The sequence below is a fragment of the Desulfovirgula thermocuniculi DSM 16036 genome, from assembly GCF_000429345.1.
In the GTDB taxonomy this organism is placed as follows: domain Bacteria; phylum Bacillota; class Desulfotomaculia; order Desulfotomaculales; family Desulfovirgulaceae; genus Desulfovirgula; species Desulfovirgula thermocuniculi.
The window spans coordinates 20,570-37,564 of record NZ_AUBR01000001.1; the positions used below are offsets into that span (position 1 = coordinate 20,570).

Consider the following 16,995-nt stretch of genomic DNA (forward strand, 5'->3'; position numbering starts at 1 on the left):
AATTCAGGCAACCAGGGAGGAGGTGAAGCGTTGAGGGAGGTAGTTATCGAACTGCTTAAAGGGATTGAGACTGCACTCAAAGCCGGGGGCGATGCGCTAGAAGAGAGGGCCGCGCTGGCAGTAGCCTTGGCTGAGGGCTACGCCAGGGCCTTCGGGTCACGTGTCTTTGGCCTGGGCAGTGCGGCGGTCTACGGCACGGTAGGCCCCTACCGCCTGGGCCACGTGTTCCTGGTGGCGGAGGAGCTGGGGGAGTACGCCGCGGCGGGCTTCCCCTTACCGCCCGGCACAAGGGGAGCTGGTGCATTAAACGTACTGGCGACCGGCAGGGAGGAGGCCGCGCCGTTTGGCTGCCTGCTGGCCGGGGCATACGGGACTTTTTCTTCGATTTTCGTGTACTCTTCGTGGACGGAGGGCTACTCCTCCCGCCCCGCGCTGAAGCTTTTGAGCGGGCTGTACCGCGCTATTGCTAGCGGGGACGTGCCCCTGGACGCCCCCGCAAGGAAGTTTTTAAGGCTTTACGAGGAGAACATTGCAATGCCATTGGGGAGGTGGGCAGAGTGGCGGAGTTGACTTACGAAGAGGTCTCGGCCCTGCTGGCCAGGCTTGGCATTGCGGGCCGGGCCGACCCGGCGGTGGGCAAAGTGCTCCTGCCCGGCCGGGGGGAGCTTGAGAGGCTAGCCAGCTTCTTCGACTGCTACCTACACCCCCTGGCAGTGGGCTTCGAGGCCTGCGGTTGGGAGTTCACACTAAGACTGGAAAAGGGAGGTGAGGCGGCGTGACGGGACGCTTTGCCTTTTTCTTGGTGGCCCTGCGCTTTATCGCTACCTTGTCCGGCAAAGCCGCGGGCCTGCTGGCGCGCTTTGCCGGGAGGTTCGTGAGGGAGAGTTTGCAAGCGTTGACAGGCTTTGCCCGCGAGCGGCCCCGCATGGCCTTCCTCGGGGCGGTGCTGCTGGCGGTGTTCTTCGCTTTCCTCGTGCCTTCGCTGTATTTGCACTCGCCGCCAGCGCCGCCGCCACAGCAGCAACAAGAGGTGGGGCAGCAGCACGAGGCCGCGCCGCCCCTGCTGGGCGTGCGGCCCGTGGTGAGCGGCCCGCTGCGCGTGGGGGAGCGCGAAAACGTGACGGGAGTGACCCTCGGCGGCGTCCTGCCGCCCGGCAGGGTACTGGTGGTAGAACCCTCCCCCGCTGAACCCTCCGCCTGGGGCAACATCTGGGCCACCAGGCAGGAGGAGGTGAGGCCCGTGGCGGCCACGGTCACCTGGCCCCTCGGCGGTAAGTACACCCACCTGGCCGCGCAGGTGGGCTTTTTGCCCCCGAAGGGGAGCGGTAAACCGGGTGGGAAGTATGAGCTCTTCCTCGACGGGCGCAAGGTCTGGGAGACGGTCGTGACCGCCGATGACGCCGCCATGGGCAGGGCCGCAGACCGCCCGCTGGAGTTGGACTTGAGCGGGGCGAGGGTGTTGACTTTGCGGGTGCAGGCGCTGTCGGCCGCGGAGGGGAAGTACAGCTTCACCCCCACGGTGCCCTACCCGCTGGCGCTATACGAAATCGCCTTAACTCCGGCGCAACAGGAAGGGGGCGCGGGCAATGGAGCAACCCAGGGCTAGGTTCGACCCGGAGACTTTTCTCGACCGCCTGAGCGCGAAGTGGCCCAACTGGCCGCGCTGGGCGGGCTTCGTGGGCGGCGCGCTTGCGGGCTCGCTGTTGCACAAGAAGGGCTTCCCGCTGGCCTTGACCTACGCCGTGTGGCTCGGCCTCACGCTGGCGGGCTGGTGGGTGTCCAGGCAGGGCCAGGCCGCGGGGCACGTGGCGGGGGAGGAGGGGGCCACTACCGCCGCGCCCCCTCCTCCCTCCCAGTCCAGGCCCAGGAGGCGCAGCCCCGAAGAGGTCTGGCGGGAGATAGACTCCCTGGTGGGCCTGGCCGAAGTGAAAGAAAAGTTGCGGGAAGTCGCGGCCGTGGTGCGTGCCAACCGCGAGCGCAGGAGGATGGGCCTGCCGCCGCTGAAGCAGAGCCTGCACATGATGTTTACCGGTAATCCGGGCACGGGCAAGACCACGATCGCCAGGCTCGTCGGGGAACTCTTCGCCGCGCTGGGCGTGTTGCCGAGCGGGCACTTAGTGGAAGTCGACAGGGGCAAGCTGACGGGGGTCTACCGTGGCGAGCCGGCAAAGTTCACCGAAGAGGCGGTGAAGCGGGCACTCGGCGGGGTGCTCTTCATAGACGAGGCCTATGCCCTGGCGAAAAAGGACTGGTACGGCTACGACACCCAGGGCAGCGAGGTCTTGTCAACGCTGGTCAAGCTGATGGAGGACTACAGGGACAGGGTGTGCGTCATCCTGGCAGGGTACACGGAGCCCACGAGGGAACTGTTCAAGGTGAACCCCGGCCTGGAGAGCCGGATAGCCTTCACCATAGAGTTTCCCGATTATTCGCCGGAAGAACTGCTGGCCATAGCCCGCCTGGAGGCCCGGAAGCAGAACTTCCACTTGGCCCCCGGCGCCGAGGACTGGCTCCTGGAACACTTCTACTTCGTGCAACCCCGCATCGGCGAGCTCGGCAACGGCCGCTACGCCCGCAAGCTCGTGGAGGAGGCCATCAGGAGGGCCGTGATGGCGGGCAGGCCAGCGGGCGAACTGCGGGCCGAGGACTTTCTAGAGTAGGCGCGGGCAGACCGAGAAGCCCGCGCCTTTCTTTTTTTGGGAGCCTTTCCCGGCGGCGGGTGTTCTGGCGGGGGAGTCCGCCGCCGGGCAAAGGGCAAAAAATGCGAGAGAGGGGGGATAGCGTATGCTCAAGCCAGAAGGCTTTGTCCAGCAGGCGGATCCCTTCGAGTTCTTGTTCTTCGCCAAGGAGCGGGGCTTGATTTTGGAGGCCCAGGTGGAGAAGGTGTCTTACCCGGACACCCTCGCTGGCCCGGTCTGGGAGGTCTCCTTCCCGGAGTTGCCCGGCGTCACGGGCGTCGTGCCCGCCAGCGAGAGCGGCCTTGACGACAAGGCCCTGATGGCCCGCTTCGTGGGCCAGAGGATCTTCGTCAAGGTGAAGGGCCTCGACCGCGAGAACCGCGTGGCAGCCTGCTCCAGGAGGGAGGCCTTAGCCGACGCCAGGGAGAGGGTGCTGGCGTCCCTGGAGGAGGGTCAAGTGGTAGACGCTGTAGTGCGGGCCGTGCTACCGCGCGACCCCGTGTCCGGCAGGCCCGCCCGCCTGGTGCTCGACGTGGGCGGTGGCCTCATGGCCGAGGTGCCCCGCGCCAGGGCAACGAGGAGCGAGGTGGCGCGGTTGGGCGATTTATTCAAGCCCGGCCAGGCGGTCAAGGCCAAAGTCCTCGCGGTAAACAGGCAGGCGGGAGAAGTGAGGGTGTCCGTCGTGGACGCCGAGCCCGACCCCTGGGGCGGCCTGGTCTACCGCCGCGGCGAGGTAGTTGCCGGGACGGTGGTACGCCAGGCCCCGGGCGTCCTCTTCGTGGAGGTCAGGCCCGGCGTGGTGGGTATAGCGCCCCCGCCGCTGAAGGGCAGCCTGCGCCGGGGCCAGCGCGTGGCCTGCGTGGTCTCCAACTTCGACCCGGCCAGGCGCAAGCTCCACCTGCGCGTGAGGGGCCTCCTGGCCTAGCGGGAGGTGGGAAGCGTGCCCTTCGTGAGTTGCGACCCCGAAAAGGAGCAGGGCGCGGTCTTTTCCTCCAATGCCCTCGCGGTGCTGGACTTCCTTGAGTCCTGCCGCGGCGCGCCGGAGGGGGCCGTGGCCCTGCTTTTCCCCCGCCACTACAGGGACTCCCTGCGTATTTTGCGCGGCGCGGGCTTCGCCAGGCGCTGCTGGATGCCAAACCATGACCCATTCTGGTGCCCGGCCTCGGCGAAGCCCCCCGCCACGGTGGAGGAATACCGGGAGCGCAGCGCACTGGGCTGGCTCGCCGCGCGACTGCTTGAAGCGGGGGCGAGGCTGGAAGGCAACAGGGCGGTTTTCCCTTCTGGTAGGAGCTTCCAGGTGGTGGTCTGGCGGGGCAGCGGTAGCGTGCCGAATGGTTGCCTGGCGGTGTGCCTCGGGGACGTCCCCCCGCCGCCGGGGGCGGAACTGTGGGTCTTTGCCAAGGACCTGCCCGAAAGGAGGCTGAAAGAATGTTTGTACAGAAGGCGGTAGCGTTCGTGGGCTCCCTGGTGTTCGGCGTAGTGTCCTGTGCCGTGCCCGCCCTGTACGCCCTCGCCGCTGCGCTTGCCGCGGCAGCCCTGGCCAGGACGCCGGAATCAGCGCGGGCTGCCTTTTCCCTGGTGCCCTGGCCGCTGTTGCTGGCAATGGCGGTGCCCAGGGCGGCGGCGCACGGCTGCGGGAACCACGAGGAGCCCGTCCGCGGCTACGCGGCGCTGGCGGGGGTGGCCCTGGCGTGCTGGGCGCTTTACCGTTGGGCATGGCCCGCGGCGATGAAACTCGCTTCCGCTAGCGGGCTTTTCAGCTAGAAGGGCCGGGAAAACCCCCGGCCCAAAATTTTTGCTTGACTTGTCCCGGAGGGATGTGTTAACATAACACATGGGTGAAGCCCTCTTTCCCTTTGCGCTTCGAGCGCCGAGGCTCCCACCTAGGGAGCGTGCCGTTTTGCCGCGACACCGCGGCCGAGGCTTCCCCGGCTTCGGGGAAGCGTGCCGGAACGCCCGCCGTGCGGGCCGAGGCCGGACAGTAAGGCTGTCCGGCGTGCTAGCCTTAAGAGGCCCTAGCACTGCCAAGTGCCGGGGCGGACAACCGACTAAAGCGAGGAGACGAAGGGACGCCTTTTTGCGCGTCCCTTTTTCGTCTCTAATCGGCGGGCCATCCCTCTCCCGCCCGCCGCGCCGTTCGACACCCAAGGGAAAGGGGGTGAAGCGGCGCGGCGGGGGAGAGGGCCGCGCCGGAGGACATGGCAGCAGTCCTAATCAAGATGGCGGCCCTCACCCTTGCCGTCGCCGCAGTCCGTTTTGGACTGTGGCTCGCGCTGGCAATCAGGTGCAGGGTGGCCGCTTAAGCTGCCACCGGCGCGGCAGGTCCGGCGTGCCGCGCGGGGAATGTCAGGGGCCGTAAGCCCCGCAAAAAAATCCCGAAGGAAGAAAGGGGTGATTTTGCGGGGCAGGCCCGGGCCGGACACGTGCCCTGCCCCGCGCGGTTGTGAGGAGTGTTGCGGTTGTGAGCGACAGGCTCGAACCAGGGCCGGAGGACTACAAGCGGCCCTGGTTCGCGGAGACGGCCCTCGTTTTTGCGGCCATAAAAGAGGCCGCAGGGAGGGCCGCCCAGGCGCTGTGGGAGTTTGGTTGGCACGGCTCTCCTGCCAGGATGCGCTGGTTCGAGGGAGCGGGGCCGTGGTGGGGATTTCTGCTTAGCGTCATCCCGATGGCCATATCTCTCGCGGGCATGGCGCTGGCCGCCGCGTTCGGCCTGGCGTACCTGGCAGCCTGGGTGCTTGAGGGTACCTGCTGGCTTGCCTCCGGCGGGGTTAAGCCCGAGGCGGCAAGGCGGCTGTCCCTCCTGGAGGTGTTCTGGAAGACGGTCCACTACAGGCACACCAAGGCCCCTAAAAGGCTGTGGGGCCACCTGGACCGGGTAATTTTCGAGTTGCGCGATCGTCTCTGGGAACTGCGTTAAAACCCCCGCCTGCCCGGAGGCGGGGACCCGAAGCCTCTCACCAAAATTTTGGTAAAGGAGGTGGGAGGCCGCGGGATCCCCGTCCGGGCAGGGGGTCTCGCGGCCGTGAGTGGTGGCGACCAGAGTTATGGTGGAAGGGGCCGTCCTGGAGGCTTTGAGGCCCCACCTGGCGGCGGCGACAGAGCAGGCCCTCCAGCAGGAGGCCCTGAAACCCTACCGGGTGAACGGCCTCTTGGGGAGGGCCGCGCGGCAGGCCAGAGTAGGGCTGTACGCCCAGGCCCCGGCGGTGTACTGCCGCCGGTGCGGCCTGGTGCTGGCCCAGGACGGCACTTGCGGTTGCGGGGCCACCGACCCCGCCCTGCTGGTGCCCTTCAACGCCTTCCCCGGGGCGGCCAAAGAGGCCGCCCGGGAGGCGGAGGAGGAGGCGGCGAAGCTGCCCACGCCCTCCGTCGTTGATATGTACCCCGTGGCGCGCTACCGCCTGCGCGTGGTGATCAACGCGCGGGCCGAAGACGGGGTCGCGCGGCGGGGGTTGCACCCCCTGGACGCCATGATGCTCCGGGCCGCGGGGGAGTACCCCGCCCCGGAGTTGGCCTAGGAAGGGGGTGCGCGGGCCGTGCCCACCTGGGCCATAGCACTGTTGGTTATTGCCCTATATGGCGGCGTGGGGATCTGGGCATGGAACTCCATCGCCGCCGTATTGGGCCTGTAAGAAGCGAGAGAGAGGCCCGGCCTCCGGGCGTAAAAAGCCTGCTGGCCGGGCCTTTTCGTTTCAAAAACTGGGGAGGTGAGTAGCGATGGAGTTAGATTTAGATCAGGTAATCAGTTTTTGCGATAGCACCGGGTACATGCTCCTCTACCCCGAAGAGATAGAGGAGCTGGCCCGGGTGCGGGAGGAGCTTGAGGAGTTGTGCCGCCGCGGCGACGTGCAACCATATGAGTTCAAAGCCGTAGTTGCCCGCGCCGCGGAGGTACTAGGGAAGCTAGTCTAGTTTGCTTTCAAGCGGGCAAACCCGGCAGCCCGCCTCTCTAAGACCCTAATAAATTTTTTGGCAAAGGGGGTGAAAGGGCGGGCCTGCCGGGGGTCCGCCCGTGTGAGAATGAAAGAAATTTTGCGTGAGTTAGCAGTCCGTTTAGCCTCCGCCCCCACGGAGACGGCGAGGCTAGTCCTGGAGCGCGGTGAGGTTTCTGACGCCCTCCACCGCGCCCTGGATGCCATCAAGGAGCGCGAGGCGCAGGTGGCCGGGGAGGTGGCCGCCGCCCGCAACGGGGACGGCAAGCCCCTGTACCCGAACGAGCAGGCCCGCCTGGCGGAAATACAGCGCCGCCTCCAGGCCGACGGGGACTACCAGGCCCTGAAGGCCGAGGCGGACCGCCTGCGCCTCCGGGTCCGGGAACTCGACGCCCGGATGGAGGAAGTCTCCCGCAGGCACCGCAGCGACTGCCGGATGGCGGACCTCGCAGCGGCGCTGCTTAACGCGGGCATGCGGGAAGAGGCCCTCGCCGCCTTAGAGGCCTACGCCCAGGGCTTGGCCGGGCAGGGTGATGAACCCGCCGAGGCCCAGGCGGAGGGCCAAGGCCAGGGCCAGCCCGAAGCCCAGGCCAATGCCAGCGCCCAGGGCCAGGCCAACGCCGAAACCCAGGCCAACGCCCAGGGCCAGGACAACACCCAGGGCCTGGCCGAGGGCACCTTCAAGGTGCTGGAGGCCAGACCGGGGAACTCCCCGGGTGTTGTCCGCGCCTGGTGCGAGGGCCCGCAGGGCCAAAAGGTGGCGCTGTACGCCAAGAACGGCGCCGCCAAAGCCCTGCAAGGCGCGGTTGGTAAACGGGTAAAAGCCCGGTACCGCGCCCTGGATAAGGGCCTCTACGCGGTAGCCGTGGAGGTGGTTGCCTGATGGTAGAGTTCTGCAACCTCTGCGGCAAGCCCGTCAACTGGGACATGGTAGTGGTCGGCGGGCGGGTGTACTGCGAGCTGTGCGCTGAAAGGCTGGAGGAAGAGGAAGGGGAGCGCCCGGAAAGTTGAGGCCGGGCGCTTCCCTTTCCAGCGTAGAACGGGTAAACTGGAGGTGAAGGGCGGTGAGTACCGTGAGCGAGGCGAAGGAGCACAGGTCAGAAGAGTACCCTGCCCGCCAGCCCGGTGAGGTGTTCTTCCTCGGGAGTTGGGTGCAGGGAGAGTTACGCGACCTCCGGCAGGAGATCCGGGAGCTGAGGCAGGAACTCAAGGGCACCGAAAGCGCCTTGCGTCAGGAACTGCGCCAGGAAATCTTAGCGCTCAGGAAGGAACTGAAGGACACCGAAAGCTCCTTGCGGCAGGAACTAAAGCAGGAGCTTAAGGGCGTCAGGGCACTCGTGTGGACTACCATAGGCATTGCTCTCACTGCCCTCGCCCTGATGGGGACCACGTTGGCCATGCTCGTGCCCATTCTGCCGAAGCTCCGGGCGCCTTGAGGGGCATGGCAGAGAGAGGTGACGGCGATGCGGAGCGGCGGAGTTGAGAGCGTCCTCCACGAAGTGCGGAGCGCGTACCCGGTGGCTCCCTACTACCTGATTTTGGAGTTCGAGAACGGGGAGTACCGCGTGGCCAACCTCCGGCCCTTCCTGGAGGGGCCTGTGTTTGAGCCGCTGAAAGACCCCGCCTTTTTCCGGCAGGTGAGGGTCGACCCCGACGCGAGGACGGTGGTCTGGCCCAACGGGGCGGACATATGCCCGGACGTGCTGTACGCCAGGAGCGTCCCGCTGAGATTGCCGGAAGAGTTTGGGGAGTAGCCAGAGTCACGTGAGTTTCGGAAGCGCCTGGTAAAAGCCGGGCGCTTCCCTTTTCCGGGCCACTCTCCCCAGGCCCGCCTTTTCCCTGAAAAAACTTCCCGGAAAGGAGGGAGGCGGGCCGGAGGGGAGAGGCCCGCCGCGTGAGGATGAGACGCATACCGAAGAGAACTCTTGAGCGCGCCCTGAATTTGCCGCCCCGCCGGGAGCGCAAACCGGGAGAGGACCTGGTGCGCGCCCTGGCGGCCATGCCGGAAGGCCAGCGGGCGCAGGCGGTAGAAGCCCTGGAGCGCGCCTGGCAGGCGTTCTGGCAGGGCACGGCGGAGGGGGGTGCGCGGTGTGAGGATTGAGGCCGTCTGCATCCGGGGCCAAGACGCCCGCAGGTTTTTCCGCTGGGGGGCCTGCGGGTACTGCAGGAAGCCTACCCGCCAGTGGGCGGGAAACCGGGAGCGCATCAAGGCCCATGCCGCCTACGACCGGGAGGGAAACATGCTGGGCTTCCTCTGCCCGGATTGCGCGGCAAGGCTAAAAGAGGCCCTGGAAAAACTGGGTGTAGCGGAAGGGGGCAGGCGCAATGGCGAAACCCAGAACGTATGAGACCGCTACCCACCGCTACGTCCCCGCCGGAAAGGATGTGTGGGGCCAGCAGGTCTACGCGGCCTACCTGAAGTTGCCCGGCGGCGAAGTCTTTGCGGGCTACCGCTACAGGCGGACCCGCGAGGACTTCGCCCGCCTGCGGAAAGTCTACGGCCCGCACACCCCGCTGGCCCGGTGGGAGGAGTGCCCGGAGTGGTGTATTGACAGGAGCAATACGAAGGCTTAGAATGGGAGCGGGTGCAGTCGATGAGAGTAAAGCGTTTCGAGTGGGATTCACGCAACGTGGGCCACATCGCCAGGCACAACGTGAAGCCGGGGGAAGTCGAGGAGGTTTTTCTTACCGGGCCTTTAATCCGCAAGGCCCGGTCAGGCTTGAAGGTGGCGATGGGGCGCACAGATGCCGGGCGCTACCTTTTCGTCGTCTTCGCTTTGAAGCCCGGCAACGTAGTCCGCGTGATCACTGCCAGGGACATGAGCGCCTCTGAAAGGCGTTACTACCGGAGGGAGAGAGGTGAATAAGCGTATGGCCAGGAAGAAAGAATTACCGGAGTTCAAAGGCAACGAAATACCGGAGTTTACCAGCGAGGAAGAAGCCGCCGAGTTTTTTGACAAGCACAGCTTTGCAGAGGCTATGGAGAGGGGTGTACTGGCACCCGATGACCCTGTAGAGCTTGACCCGGAGCTTGCCGCCAAACTCAAGACCAAGCGCGTGACCCTGCGCCTGCGGGTGTCCCAGATAGAGGCGGCCAAGGAGATCGCCAGGAAGAAGGACATCCCCTACCAGACCCTGCTGAGGTCATGGATAGCTGAGGGAATACGCAGGGAGCTGGAAGCCAGGGGGTAGGAGACAAAAGACGCCGGGAGCTGCGGAAGGCCCAGGCTTTAAAGCCGGGCCTTCAGCTTTTTTAAAACACTGCCGCCGGGAGGAGGTGAGCGAGGTGGCGGACAGGGATAAAGTAGCCCGGGAGTTTGCCGCCCTCCACGGCGTCCCGGTAGAGCCGTGGATGCTGTGGGAGGGGTGGGGGTCTGCAATCGGCTGCGAAAACTGTTCCGAGATCGGCCCATATGCGGACTGCTGGGGATTTGTCGGCTGCCACGGCTACTTCCGCGGCTGCTGTTGCCGCGACTGCGAGGAGCGGCAGCGGGAAGAACTGCTGGCAGCCTTGGCCCGGTAAAAAGAGAGGCCCAAGGCGGGAGAGCTTTACGAGATCCCGCCTGGGCCTTTTCGTTTTTCGAGGGAAATTTCCGCGAAAGGGGAGTGGTTTTCGTGGCCAAAGCGAGGTCGAGGAAGCGCAAGCCCAAGATGGGGAAGGCCGCAAGCCCCAGGGCGCCTGTGACCCTGCACTGCCCGCACTGCAAGCAGGAGCGCATATTTGGCTACGACCCATACTATGACACCTTCCGGTGCATGGGGTGTGGGATCTCCACCAGGGACTTCTACGTGCGGAGCGCCAACCGCCTGTGGGACCCCGACCGGGAGAGGGCCATCGAAAGGGCCATCCTGGACAGCGGCGTGACCTGCTCCTCCAGGCCCAAGGTCCAGGTGCAGCCCCCGCCCCTGCCAAAGGTGACGTGGCAGCCACCAGAGGAAAAGACGCCCTTCCACCAGGTCAGGTGCAATTGCGGATCCACGTGGCAGACCCTTCCGGGCTTAACCACCTGCCCGCGGTGCCTGCGGGTTTATTGCGTGGGCGCTGACGGCGTGGTGGACCCCGGAGGAGAGGGCCAGGGTTTGCGGTGCCCCTCCTGCGGCGCTGTAGTGACCGACAGGCCGGAGAAGGGGGCCGCGTACCTGTGCCTTTCGTGCGGCGCGTGGGTTGGAGCGGACGCCGAAGGCCGGAAGGTGGCCGCCCAGGAGGCCAGGCGGGAAAAGGAGCAGCGGGAAGCCTTCTACCCCACGCCGGAAAACCTGCACGATGACCGCGTGAGGGCAGTAATCCTGGAGTGCTACGCCTTCTCCACCGAAGGGCCTTCCGGTGCGAGCGACTGGTGCTGGGAGCGGGACGGCAAGTGCCTGCTCTACCTGGGCAAGCGGTGCGGGTGGTTCGAGGACGCCGTGTGGCCCGCCAGGTTTAAAGTGTGGGAAGAACTGAAGGTCCGGAGGGAGAAGCCCGCAGCAGAAGCGCCCGCCGCGCCCCGGGCACTGGAAGAGGCCGGGGAGGAAGCCCCGGTGGTAGTAAAGGCCAGGCCGCGCACCGACGCCTGGGAGTTCGACGGCGACACTTGGGCCCTGTACACGGAGGACCCCGCCAGGGCGGAGGAGGCAAGGAAGGCGGGCCTGCGGGAGATGTGCGCCTACACCCGCAGAGGAGCTACTTTTGCGTGGCAGTTCCTCGGGCCAAAGGAGCTTGTGCGGGAGCTGGCCGGGAAAAAGAAACTGGGTGTCAGCCCGAAAAAGGCAGCCCCCGCAGAGAGGGTCGAAGAGGAAAGACCCTCGCCACGACCGCTGGCCCTCTTCTCGGCGTGCGCGGAGTGCGGGGAACCCTTCGCCCCAAAGAGCAACCGCCAGGCGTACTGCGAAGCCTGCGGAGAAAAGGTGAAGCGCCAGCGGGCCGCCCAGAGGAAGGCCAGGGAGAGGGAGAGGCGGAGGGCAGAAAGTGGGGTTAACCCCTCAAATGTCACGCTTTAGACCCATTTCCTTCCAACCCGCAAAGCCAGAACTCATGCGGCTTTGCTGGCTTGTAATTTTATGGCAAAAACCAGGGAGGGTATATTCAGGCTTCACTGTGGGTATGTGGCGCAGGTGGTGTTACCGGAAGACGATTGAGAATACGTCCCCGGAAATGCCCCCTGCTTCCAGACCACGTTTTTGGCGGGAAGGAGGTGGAGAAAGTGGCCGGGAAGCGTGATGAGATGAGGCTTTCCCTCTCCGAGCAGGAGACCATCATCCGGTGGGATAAGCTGGAAGGGAGGGCCGTGGTGTACACCGCTTCTCCGAAGGTCAAGGCCCGCATGGAGAAGATGGGCTTAAAGCCCGTGCGGGAGGAAGGCCCCGGCGCCTGGTACGATGTCCCGCGCGGGGCGGTCAGGCTGAAGCTGGGAAACCGCATGGTGAAGATCGCCGGGGAAGGCCCCAAGAAGGGAGCGGAGGAAGCGCCCGCCGGGTAGAGGCCCGGCCAGAAAACCGCCGGGCTTCTTCTCTTTCGTGGCCACCGGAGAAAGCCCGCGGGGGCCTCTCAAAAGGCCCCCGCAAGGCTTCCGGCAACCAATGGAGAGCGTTTGGAAAAACTGACCGCCCGACGTCATTTTACCGCGCCCCCGCACCCGGAAGCAAGGGGCGGATTTTGTCGAAAGACGTAGGGCCGGGCAGTTCGCCCGGCCTTTTTCTTTTTTCGGGGAGGTGATTTGCCGTGCTGACCGAGCGGGAGATCGAGGCCCTGCCAGCTTTCCTGACCGTGGAGGAGGCTGCCCGCGTCCTCCGCCTGAAGCGCACCACGGCCTACGAGTACGTGCGCCAGGGCATCATCCCGAGCGTGCGGCTGGGCAGCTTCATCAGGATACCCAAGGCCAAGATCCTGGAGATGGCGGGCCTGGGCAGGAAGGAGGACGGGGCCGGGGAGTAGAAATGCTATACCCGGCCCCTCCTTCCCGCAGGCTGGCCTAAAAAGCACGGGAGGAGGAAAGGCTCCTTGAGAGGTTCCATAAGGAGGCGTGGCAAGAACTCCTGGGAGGTCGTCATCGAACTCCCCAGAGACCCGGAGACCGGGAAGCGCAGGAGAAAGTGGGTGACTGTGCAGGGGACAAGGAAGGCCGCGGAGGCGGAGTTAGCAAGGCTTTTAGTCGAAGCCCACGGGGGCGCAGTGGGTAAAGCGCCCGCCAGGCTAACCCTGGGAGACTACCTGGACCGCTGGATCGAAGCGGTAGAGCCAGAACTGAAACCTTCTACTGTGGCCACCTACCGGGTAAAGGTGAAGAAGTGGAAGCAGACTCCACTGGCCGAAGTGCCCCTGGCAAAACTGACCCCGGCAGACGTGCAGAGAGCGCTGGCAGGGTTCTTTCGGGAGTCCGCCCCGAAAACGGTGCGGGAAATGTACAACGTGCTTCGGGCCGCCCTGCGGCGGGCCGTGGAGTGGGGGCTGCTGGCCAAAAACCCGGCGGAGGGCGTAAAGGTCCCGCGGAAAGAGACCAGGGAGCTGCAGGTGTGGACGGAAGAAGAGGCGACGAGGTTCCTGGAGGTGGCAAAGAAGTCCGGCTACTACCCCGTTTTTGTGCTGGCCCTGACCACTGGGATGCGCCTGGGAGAACTCCTGGGCCTGAAGTGGGAAGATGTAGACCTGGACGCCGGGTACCTCCAGGTAAAGCGCACCCTGGCGGACAAGTCGGCAATGGGGAAGGGAAGGGTCGTTTTCCAGACGCCCAAGACCAGGGCCGCCAGGCGGAAGATACCCCTCGACCCCGCCACGGTGGAAGTCCTGCGGAAGCACAAAAAGAAGCAGGCCGAAGCCCGCCTGAAGAAAGGCCCGGAGTGGCAGGACTACGACCTGGTGTTCTGTACGTCCCAGGGCACGCCCTTCTACCACTCGGACGTGAGAAAAGCCTTCAACCGCCTGGTGAAAAAAGCAGGGGTAAAGCCCATCCGCTTCCACGATCTTCGACACACCCACGCCACTCTCCTGCTGAGGAAGGGGATCCACCCGAAAGTCGTGGCAGAGCGCCTGGGCCACTCCAGCGTCAGCATAACCCTGGACACCTACTCCCACGTCCTGCCCGACACCCAGAGAGAAGCGGTGCGGGTGTTGGAAGAGCTGTTTCGCACGAAGGGCAGCGGGAACAGGCGGTAGGCCCCTCCCGCGTCGGCAGATGTCGGCAGGTCAGGGAAGGTCAAACCCCGCAGGCCAGCAAAAACAAGGGTTCCGGGGCCAGCACCCAAAGGTGCGGGCCCTGATGGAGCGCCGCGCGGGGCTAAGAAAACCCTGATTCCTGCAGTTCTGGGAGAGAGAGCAATCAAATTTTTCCTGGGGTCAGAATATCCTCCTGGGTGCGCAGCCCGTACTGGGTAAAGTGCCGGTCATAGGTAAAGGCCAGGTCAAAGGAGAGACGGGCCAGGTGTTGGCCAGCAGCCACTCCCCGACTTTTGCCGGTTACGCCCTGGAAATCCCGCCGGGAAAGAAACCGGCGTGATTTTTGCCCTTGCCCGCCGGATGACGGCGTACCCGCCGGAAGTTCGCCCGTCGGGCGGGCTCCTTGCGACGCTTCGCGCTAGAGGATCTTTATCTCCAGGAGCTTGTCCCAGTCCAGGCAGGTTATTTCCACCTTGCAGCCCGGCCCTAAGGCGTTGCTGCCGCTGTAGGGCAGGCCGTTTTTATCGGAGAGGCGCGCCCGCTGCCAGTGGAGAAAGACCCTCCCCAGGTTTTTGTCTTCCTTGTCCAGGTAGAGCTTGACCCCGTCAATTTGCGCTATGCGCCCCGTGACCCTTTTTACCTCCAGGGGCTCGATGCTCCAGAGCGTTTGCTCCGCCAGGGCCACCTTTACCCACTGCCGCTCTTTAAGGGAGAACAGCCCCCGGGGCACCGCCGTGGCCCAGCCGGCGGTGTAGGTGCACAGCTCGTGGCTCAAGTCCCGGATGACCACCTGCGGATTTGCCCCCTTGACCACCTTTTCTACGGTGCCGGTCTTGATGCTCAGCTGCCCGGCAAGGCGCGGCTCTCCGGCCTTGAGGAAGGCCAGCTCCCCGCGCCCGTTTAAGACCGCCTTGACGTGGAGGTTGTACAGGGCATAGGGGCTCGGCAAAGGGGCGTTGAAAACGGCGACATTGCCGGCCAGGAAGTAGTCGGCGGCGCCGCCGGCCGGCGTGCAGAGCGTCACCGCGTAGCGGGCGGGGCCTCCCGCCTTGACGGCCTGCACCCACCCTTCCAGGCGGCGCGCGGGGGCAGGGTTCAGCCAGCCCTCTTCCACCATCCTGGCCAACAGGGCAGCCATCTCGGCGCGGGTGACCGCCTGCAGGGGGCGCAAGAACCCGCCGGGGAAGCCTTTGATTAGCCGCAGCCGCACGAGGGTGGCGGCGGCAGGAAGGGCACCGGGGGGCACTTCGCCGGCATCCTTAAACTCCAGGGTCGCTCCGTTGTCCAGGGGCACTTTCAGGGCGCGGGCCAGGAAGACCCAGACCAGGTAGCGGGGTGCGGGCTCCAGGAGGATTTCCGGGCGCAGTTCGTCGGCGGTGAGGATGCCGACCTGCACGGCGAGGGCCAGGTCCTTCTGCGCCCAGGCGGCTTCCCGGGGCACGGGCACATTGAGCGCCGGCCCGGCAGCTTTGCCCCCGCCGTATTCCGCCGCCCGCAGCAGGAGCAGCACGGCCTCCAGCGCGGTAAGGGGCCCCTCCGGGCGGCACTTCCCGTCCGGGTAGCCGCGGATGATATCCAGGGCGCCCAAGAAATTTAGGGGTTCGGCGGCCCAGTGGGCGGCGGCGTCGGGAAACAGGCCGTCGCCCCAGGCAGCCGGGGCAGGCCGGGGGAATAAGGTCGTTGAGGCCGCGGCAATGGCCAAAGCCGCCAGCAGCACGCGCATTTTTACTCGACCCCGTAACGGTTGGTCTGCAGGGCAAACAGCGTACCCCTGCCGTTGACAAAGTAAACCGTGAGGCCGTCGGTGCCCAGGGCAGGGGTATGCGGAATGCCGCCCTCAAACGCGGCCTCCCACAGGAGCCGGCCGGTGTGGCGGTTCAAGGCGTAGAGGCGCTCCTTGCCGGGGACGTACACCGTTCCCGGCCCGTCCACGGCGGGGGCGGCGCCGGAGAGTTCCCCCAGGGCCGTTGAGAAGACCTCCTGCCCGGTGGCGGGGTCCAGGACGTAGAGGTAACGCTTACCGGCCACCAAGTACAGGGAGCCCTCCGGGCCCACGGTTACTTTACTCACTTCCCGGTGGTTGAATTTCCTGCACCAGAGAATTTTGCCCGTGGCGGCCTCAAAGGCGTACACGGAGGCTTTGTTAAGCCTGTCGAAAGTTTTGGGCACGCCGGCGGCATACAGGCGCTCCCCGTTGTTGTCGGGGGCCAGGTAGATCTCCTTTTGTTCCGGCAGCCCCTGCTCCCACAGCACCCGGCCTGCGGCATCCAGGGCGACCACGGTGGTGCCGGCACCTTTCCGGTGGCGGGCGAGAAAGACGTGGCGGCTGCCGGCGTCAACGGCAACCGGTTCACCGGCCTCCCCGACGTACCACACCAGATTGCGCCGCGGCTCCACGGCGTAGAGGCTCAGGCCCGCCACCAGGTAAAAGAGGTCGCCGGGGCCCTGCACCAGGTTGGGGGCGGCCGGCCCGCCCTTTTCGCCGCAGACGATGTTAAAGCTCCAGCCGGCCCGGCCAAAGGGCTTGACCTCATACAGGCCCCTGCCGGTGGCTATAAAGGCGCTGCCGTCGGCGAAAAATACCGGCGCGCCGGTAGGCTTCTCCGGCGTACGGAACTCCCAGAGCGTCCGGCCCCGCCCGTCCAGGCGGAGGAGGCCGCTGCCGGTAACCAAGTAAATGTCCCCCCAGGGGCTTACGGCCGGCGGCAGGGCGGCCTTGCCCACGGGCTGCTGCCACAAAACGGTGTACGAGCCGTCCTGCCCGGCTGCCGTCGGCTGGTGGCCGGCCGACCAGGCCAGCCATACCAGGAGCGCGCTCAACAGGTAGAGCTTTGCCCGCACCGAAGGCATCCTGCCTGTTTGCCCCCTCCTTGCCCGTGCGGGTTGTCCCGCAGGCGCTTTCCCCATCATTTTAGCCCTTTTCTTCTGCCGCGCAAAGACCCTACCTTGGGACAAGAAAATTCGGCGGTTGGGAGGGCGGGGTTGCCGAAGGCGGTAGCGGGAGGATGAAAGGGGTTCCCATTGGGAAAAGAGGGGACCTTATATTTATGTATTGTTGTAAAATAATTAGCGGGGGGTTTTGCCGGATGGGAGTGGTGAGCCTGGTGCACACCGACAGCACTCTGGTCTGGCAAAGGCGCCTGCGGGGGATATGCCGGGTGGAGGTATCGCTGGGCGAGCGGGGGTTAAAAGTGCTGTCTCCGCGCCCCTTTTTTTGAGGGCACCGGCGGGGTACTCAAAAGCCTGCCCCCGGGCGTAA

General features: G+C 65.7%; 27 protein-coding genes. 25 read left to right on the forward strand and 2 right to left on the reverse strand.

What is annotated here, in order from left to right; genetic code table 11:
- Positions 1–30 precede the first annotated feature (30 nt).
- From G454_RS0100125 to G454_RS0100250, 24 genes are all read left to right on the forward strand, one after another.
- Positions 31–570 carry a hypothetical protein gene (locus G454_RS0100125; protein ID WP_027716941.1) on the forward strand — a complete coding sequence of 180 codons (540 nt, stop codon included), beginning with the start codon at positions 31–33 and terminating at the stop codon, positions 568–570.
- Positions 558–779: a hypothetical protein gene (locus tag G454_RS0100130; RefSeq protein ID WP_027716942.1), complete on the forward strand. Its 222-nt coding sequence runs from the start codon at positions 558–560 to the stop codon at positions 777–779. The genes G454_RS0100125 and G454_RS0100130 overlap by 13 nt, the downstream gene beginning before the upstream one ends.
- Positions 776–1,606, forward strand: a complete 831-nt coding sequence (locus G454_RS0100135; RefSeq protein ID WP_027716943.1) for an NPCBM/NEW2 domain-containing protein — start codon at positions 776–778, stop codon at positions 1,604–1,606. The genes G454_RS0100130 and G454_RS0100135 overlap by 4 nt, the downstream gene beginning before the upstream one ends.
- The gene (locus G454_RS17040; protein ID WP_051275718.1) at positions 1,587–2,660 is read left to right on the forward strand and encodes an AAA family ATPase; all 1,074 of its coding nucleotides are present in this window, start codon (positions 1,587–1,589) and stop codon (positions 2,658–2,660) included. Before G454_RS0100135 ends, G454_RS17040 begins: the two co-directional genes overlap by 20 nt.
- Positions 2,661–2,784: 124 nt before the next feature.
- On the forward strand, positions 2,785–3,603 hold the full coding sequence (locus tag G454_RS22225; RefSeq protein WP_027716944.1) for an RNA-binding protein S1: 819 nt from the start codon (positions 2,785–2,787) through the stop codon (positions 3,601–3,603).
- Positions 3,604–3,618: 15 nt separating this feature from the next.
- Complete coding sequence (locus tag G454_RS17045; RefSeq protein ID WP_051275719.1) at positions 3,619–4,128, forward strand: hypothetical protein; 510 nt, start codon at positions 3,619–3,621, stop codon at positions 4,126–4,128.
- Positions 4,107–4,442 (forward strand): hypothetical protein, encoded by a 336-nt coding sequence (locus tag G454_RS0100155; protein ID WP_027716945.1) that lies wholly within the window; start codon positions 4,107–4,109, stop codon positions 4,440–4,442. The genes G454_RS17045 and G454_RS0100155 overlap by 22 nt, the downstream gene beginning before the upstream one ends.
- A 697-nt stretch (positions 4,443–5,139) precedes the next feature.
- Complete coding sequence (locus G454_RS0100165) at positions 5,140–5,595, forward strand: hypothetical protein (RefSeq protein ID WP_027716946.1); 456 nt, start codon at positions 5,140–5,142, stop codon at positions 5,593–5,595.
- Between the two features lie 112 nt (positions 5,596–5,707).
- Entirely contained in the window at positions 5,708–6,193 is a 486-nt protein-coding gene (locus G454_RS0100170) for a hypothetical protein (protein WP_156896597.1), read from the forward strand.
- 199 nt (positions 6,194–6,392) lie between these two features.
- Entirely contained in the window at positions 6,393–6,587 is a 195-nt protein-coding gene (locus G454_RS0100180; RefSeq protein ID WP_027716948.1) for a hypothetical protein, read from the forward strand.
- 102 nt (positions 6,588–6,689) lie between these two features.
- Positions 6,690–7,490 (forward strand): hypothetical protein, encoded by an 801-nt coding sequence (locus tag G454_RS0100185; protein ID WP_027716949.1) that lies wholly within the window; start codon positions 6,690–6,692, stop codon positions 7,488–7,490.
- Positions 7,490–7,618 carry a hypothetical protein gene (locus G454_RS22515; protein WP_281168419.1) on the forward strand — a complete coding sequence of 43 codons (129 nt, stop codon included), beginning with the start codon at positions 7,490–7,492 and terminating at the stop codon, positions 7,616–7,618. The genes G454_RS0100185 and G454_RS22515 overlap by 1 nt, the downstream gene beginning before the upstream one ends.
- A gap of 62 nt (positions 7,619–7,680) precedes the next feature.
- Complete coding sequence (locus tag G454_RS20140; protein WP_211229874.1) at positions 7,681–8,043, forward strand: hypothetical protein; 363 nt, start codon at positions 7,681–7,683, stop codon at positions 8,041–8,043.
- Between the two features lie 27 nt (positions 8,044–8,070).
- A complete protein-coding gene (locus G454_RS0100200; RefSeq protein WP_027716950.1) occupies positions 8,071–8,361 on the forward strand; it encodes a DUF2442 domain-containing protein in 291 nt (96 codons plus the stop codon).
- 140 nt (positions 8,362–8,501) lie between these two features.
- Positions 8,502–8,708: a hypothetical protein gene (locus tag G454_RS0100205; RefSeq protein ID WP_027716951.1), complete on the forward strand. Its 207-nt coding sequence runs from the start codon at positions 8,502–8,504 to the stop codon at positions 8,706–8,708.
- The gene (locus G454_RS0100210; RefSeq protein WP_027716952.1) at positions 8,698–8,955 is read left to right on the forward strand and encodes a hypothetical protein; all 258 of its coding nucleotides are present in this window, start codon (positions 8,698–8,700) and stop codon (positions 8,953–8,955) included. The genes G454_RS0100205 and G454_RS0100210 overlap by 11 nt, the downstream gene beginning before the upstream one ends.
- Positions 8,933–9,181, forward strand: coding sequence for a hypothetical protein (locus G454_RS0100215; protein ID WP_027716953.1), 249 nt, complete (start codon positions 8,933–8,935; stop codon positions 9,179–9,181). The genes G454_RS0100210 and G454_RS0100215 overlap by 23 nt, the downstream gene beginning before the upstream one ends.
- Before the next feature lie 20 nt (positions 9,182–9,201).
- Entirely contained in the window at positions 9,202–9,474 is a 273-nt protein-coding gene (locus tag G454_RS0100220) for a BrnT family toxin (protein WP_035106240.1), read from the forward strand.
- Positions 9,467–9,799, forward strand: a complete 333-nt coding sequence (locus G454_RS0100225; RefSeq protein ID WP_245574255.1) for a CopG family antitoxin — start codon at positions 9,467–9,469, stop codon at positions 9,797–9,799. The genes G454_RS0100220 and G454_RS0100225 overlap by 8 nt, the downstream gene beginning before the upstream one ends.
- A 94-nt stretch (positions 9,800–9,893) precedes the next feature.
- The gene (locus G454_RS17055) at positions 9,894–10,130 is read left to right on the forward strand and encodes a hypothetical protein (protein WP_051275721.1); all 237 of its coding nucleotides are present in this window, start codon (positions 9,894–9,896) and stop codon (positions 10,128–10,130) included.
- Positions 10,131–10,222: 92 nt separating this feature from the next.
- Positions 10,223–11,584, forward strand: a complete 1,362-nt coding sequence (locus G454_RS0100235; protein ID WP_156896599.1) for a hypothetical protein — start codon at positions 10,223–10,225, stop codon at positions 11,582–11,584.
- A gap of 203 nt (positions 11,585–11,787) precedes the next feature.
- Entirely contained in the window at positions 11,788–12,063 is a 276-nt protein-coding gene (locus G454_RS0100240; protein ID WP_027716957.1) for a hypothetical protein, read from the forward strand.
- A 242-nt stretch (positions 12,064–12,305) separates the two neighbouring features.
- Positions 12,306–12,518, forward strand: a complete 213-nt coding sequence (locus G454_RS0100245) for a helix-turn-helix domain-containing protein (protein ID WP_084413156.1) — start codon at positions 12,306–12,308, stop codon at positions 12,516–12,518.
- A 66-nt stretch (positions 12,519–12,584) separates the two neighbouring features.
- Positions 12,585–13,736, forward strand: a complete 1,152-nt coding sequence (locus G454_RS0100250) for a tyrosine-type recombinase/integrase (protein ID WP_027716959.1) — start codon at positions 12,585–12,587, stop codon at positions 13,734–13,736.
- Between the two features lie 418 nt (positions 13,737–14,154).
- On the opposite strand, the gene G454_RS0100260 is transcribed toward G454_RS0100250, so the two are convergent.
- Both G454_RS0100260 and G454_RS0100265 read right to left on the reverse strand, forming a co-directional pair.
- Positions 14,155–15,459 carry an S-layer homology domain-containing protein gene (locus tag G454_RS0100260; RefSeq protein ID WP_027716960.1) on the reverse strand — a complete coding sequence of 435 codons (1,305 nt, stop codon included), beginning with the start codon at positions 15,457–15,459 and terminating at the stop codon, positions 14,155–14,157.
- A 2-nt stretch (positions 15,460–15,461) separates the two neighbouring features.
- Entirely contained in the window at positions 15,462–16,586 is a 1,125-nt protein-coding gene (locus G454_RS0100265) for a PQQ-binding-like beta-propeller repeat protein (protein WP_027716961.1), read from the reverse strand.
- A 236-nt stretch (positions 16,587–16,822) separates the two neighbouring features.
- Here G454_RS0100265 and G454_RS22520 point away from each other — a divergent pair, with 236 nt between their 5' ends.
- Positions 16,823–16,954: a hypothetical protein gene (locus tag G454_RS22520; RefSeq protein WP_281168420.1), complete on the forward strand. Its 132-nt coding sequence runs from the start codon at positions 16,823–16,825 to the stop codon at positions 16,952–16,954.
- Positions 16,955–16,995 lie beyond the last annotated feature (41 nt).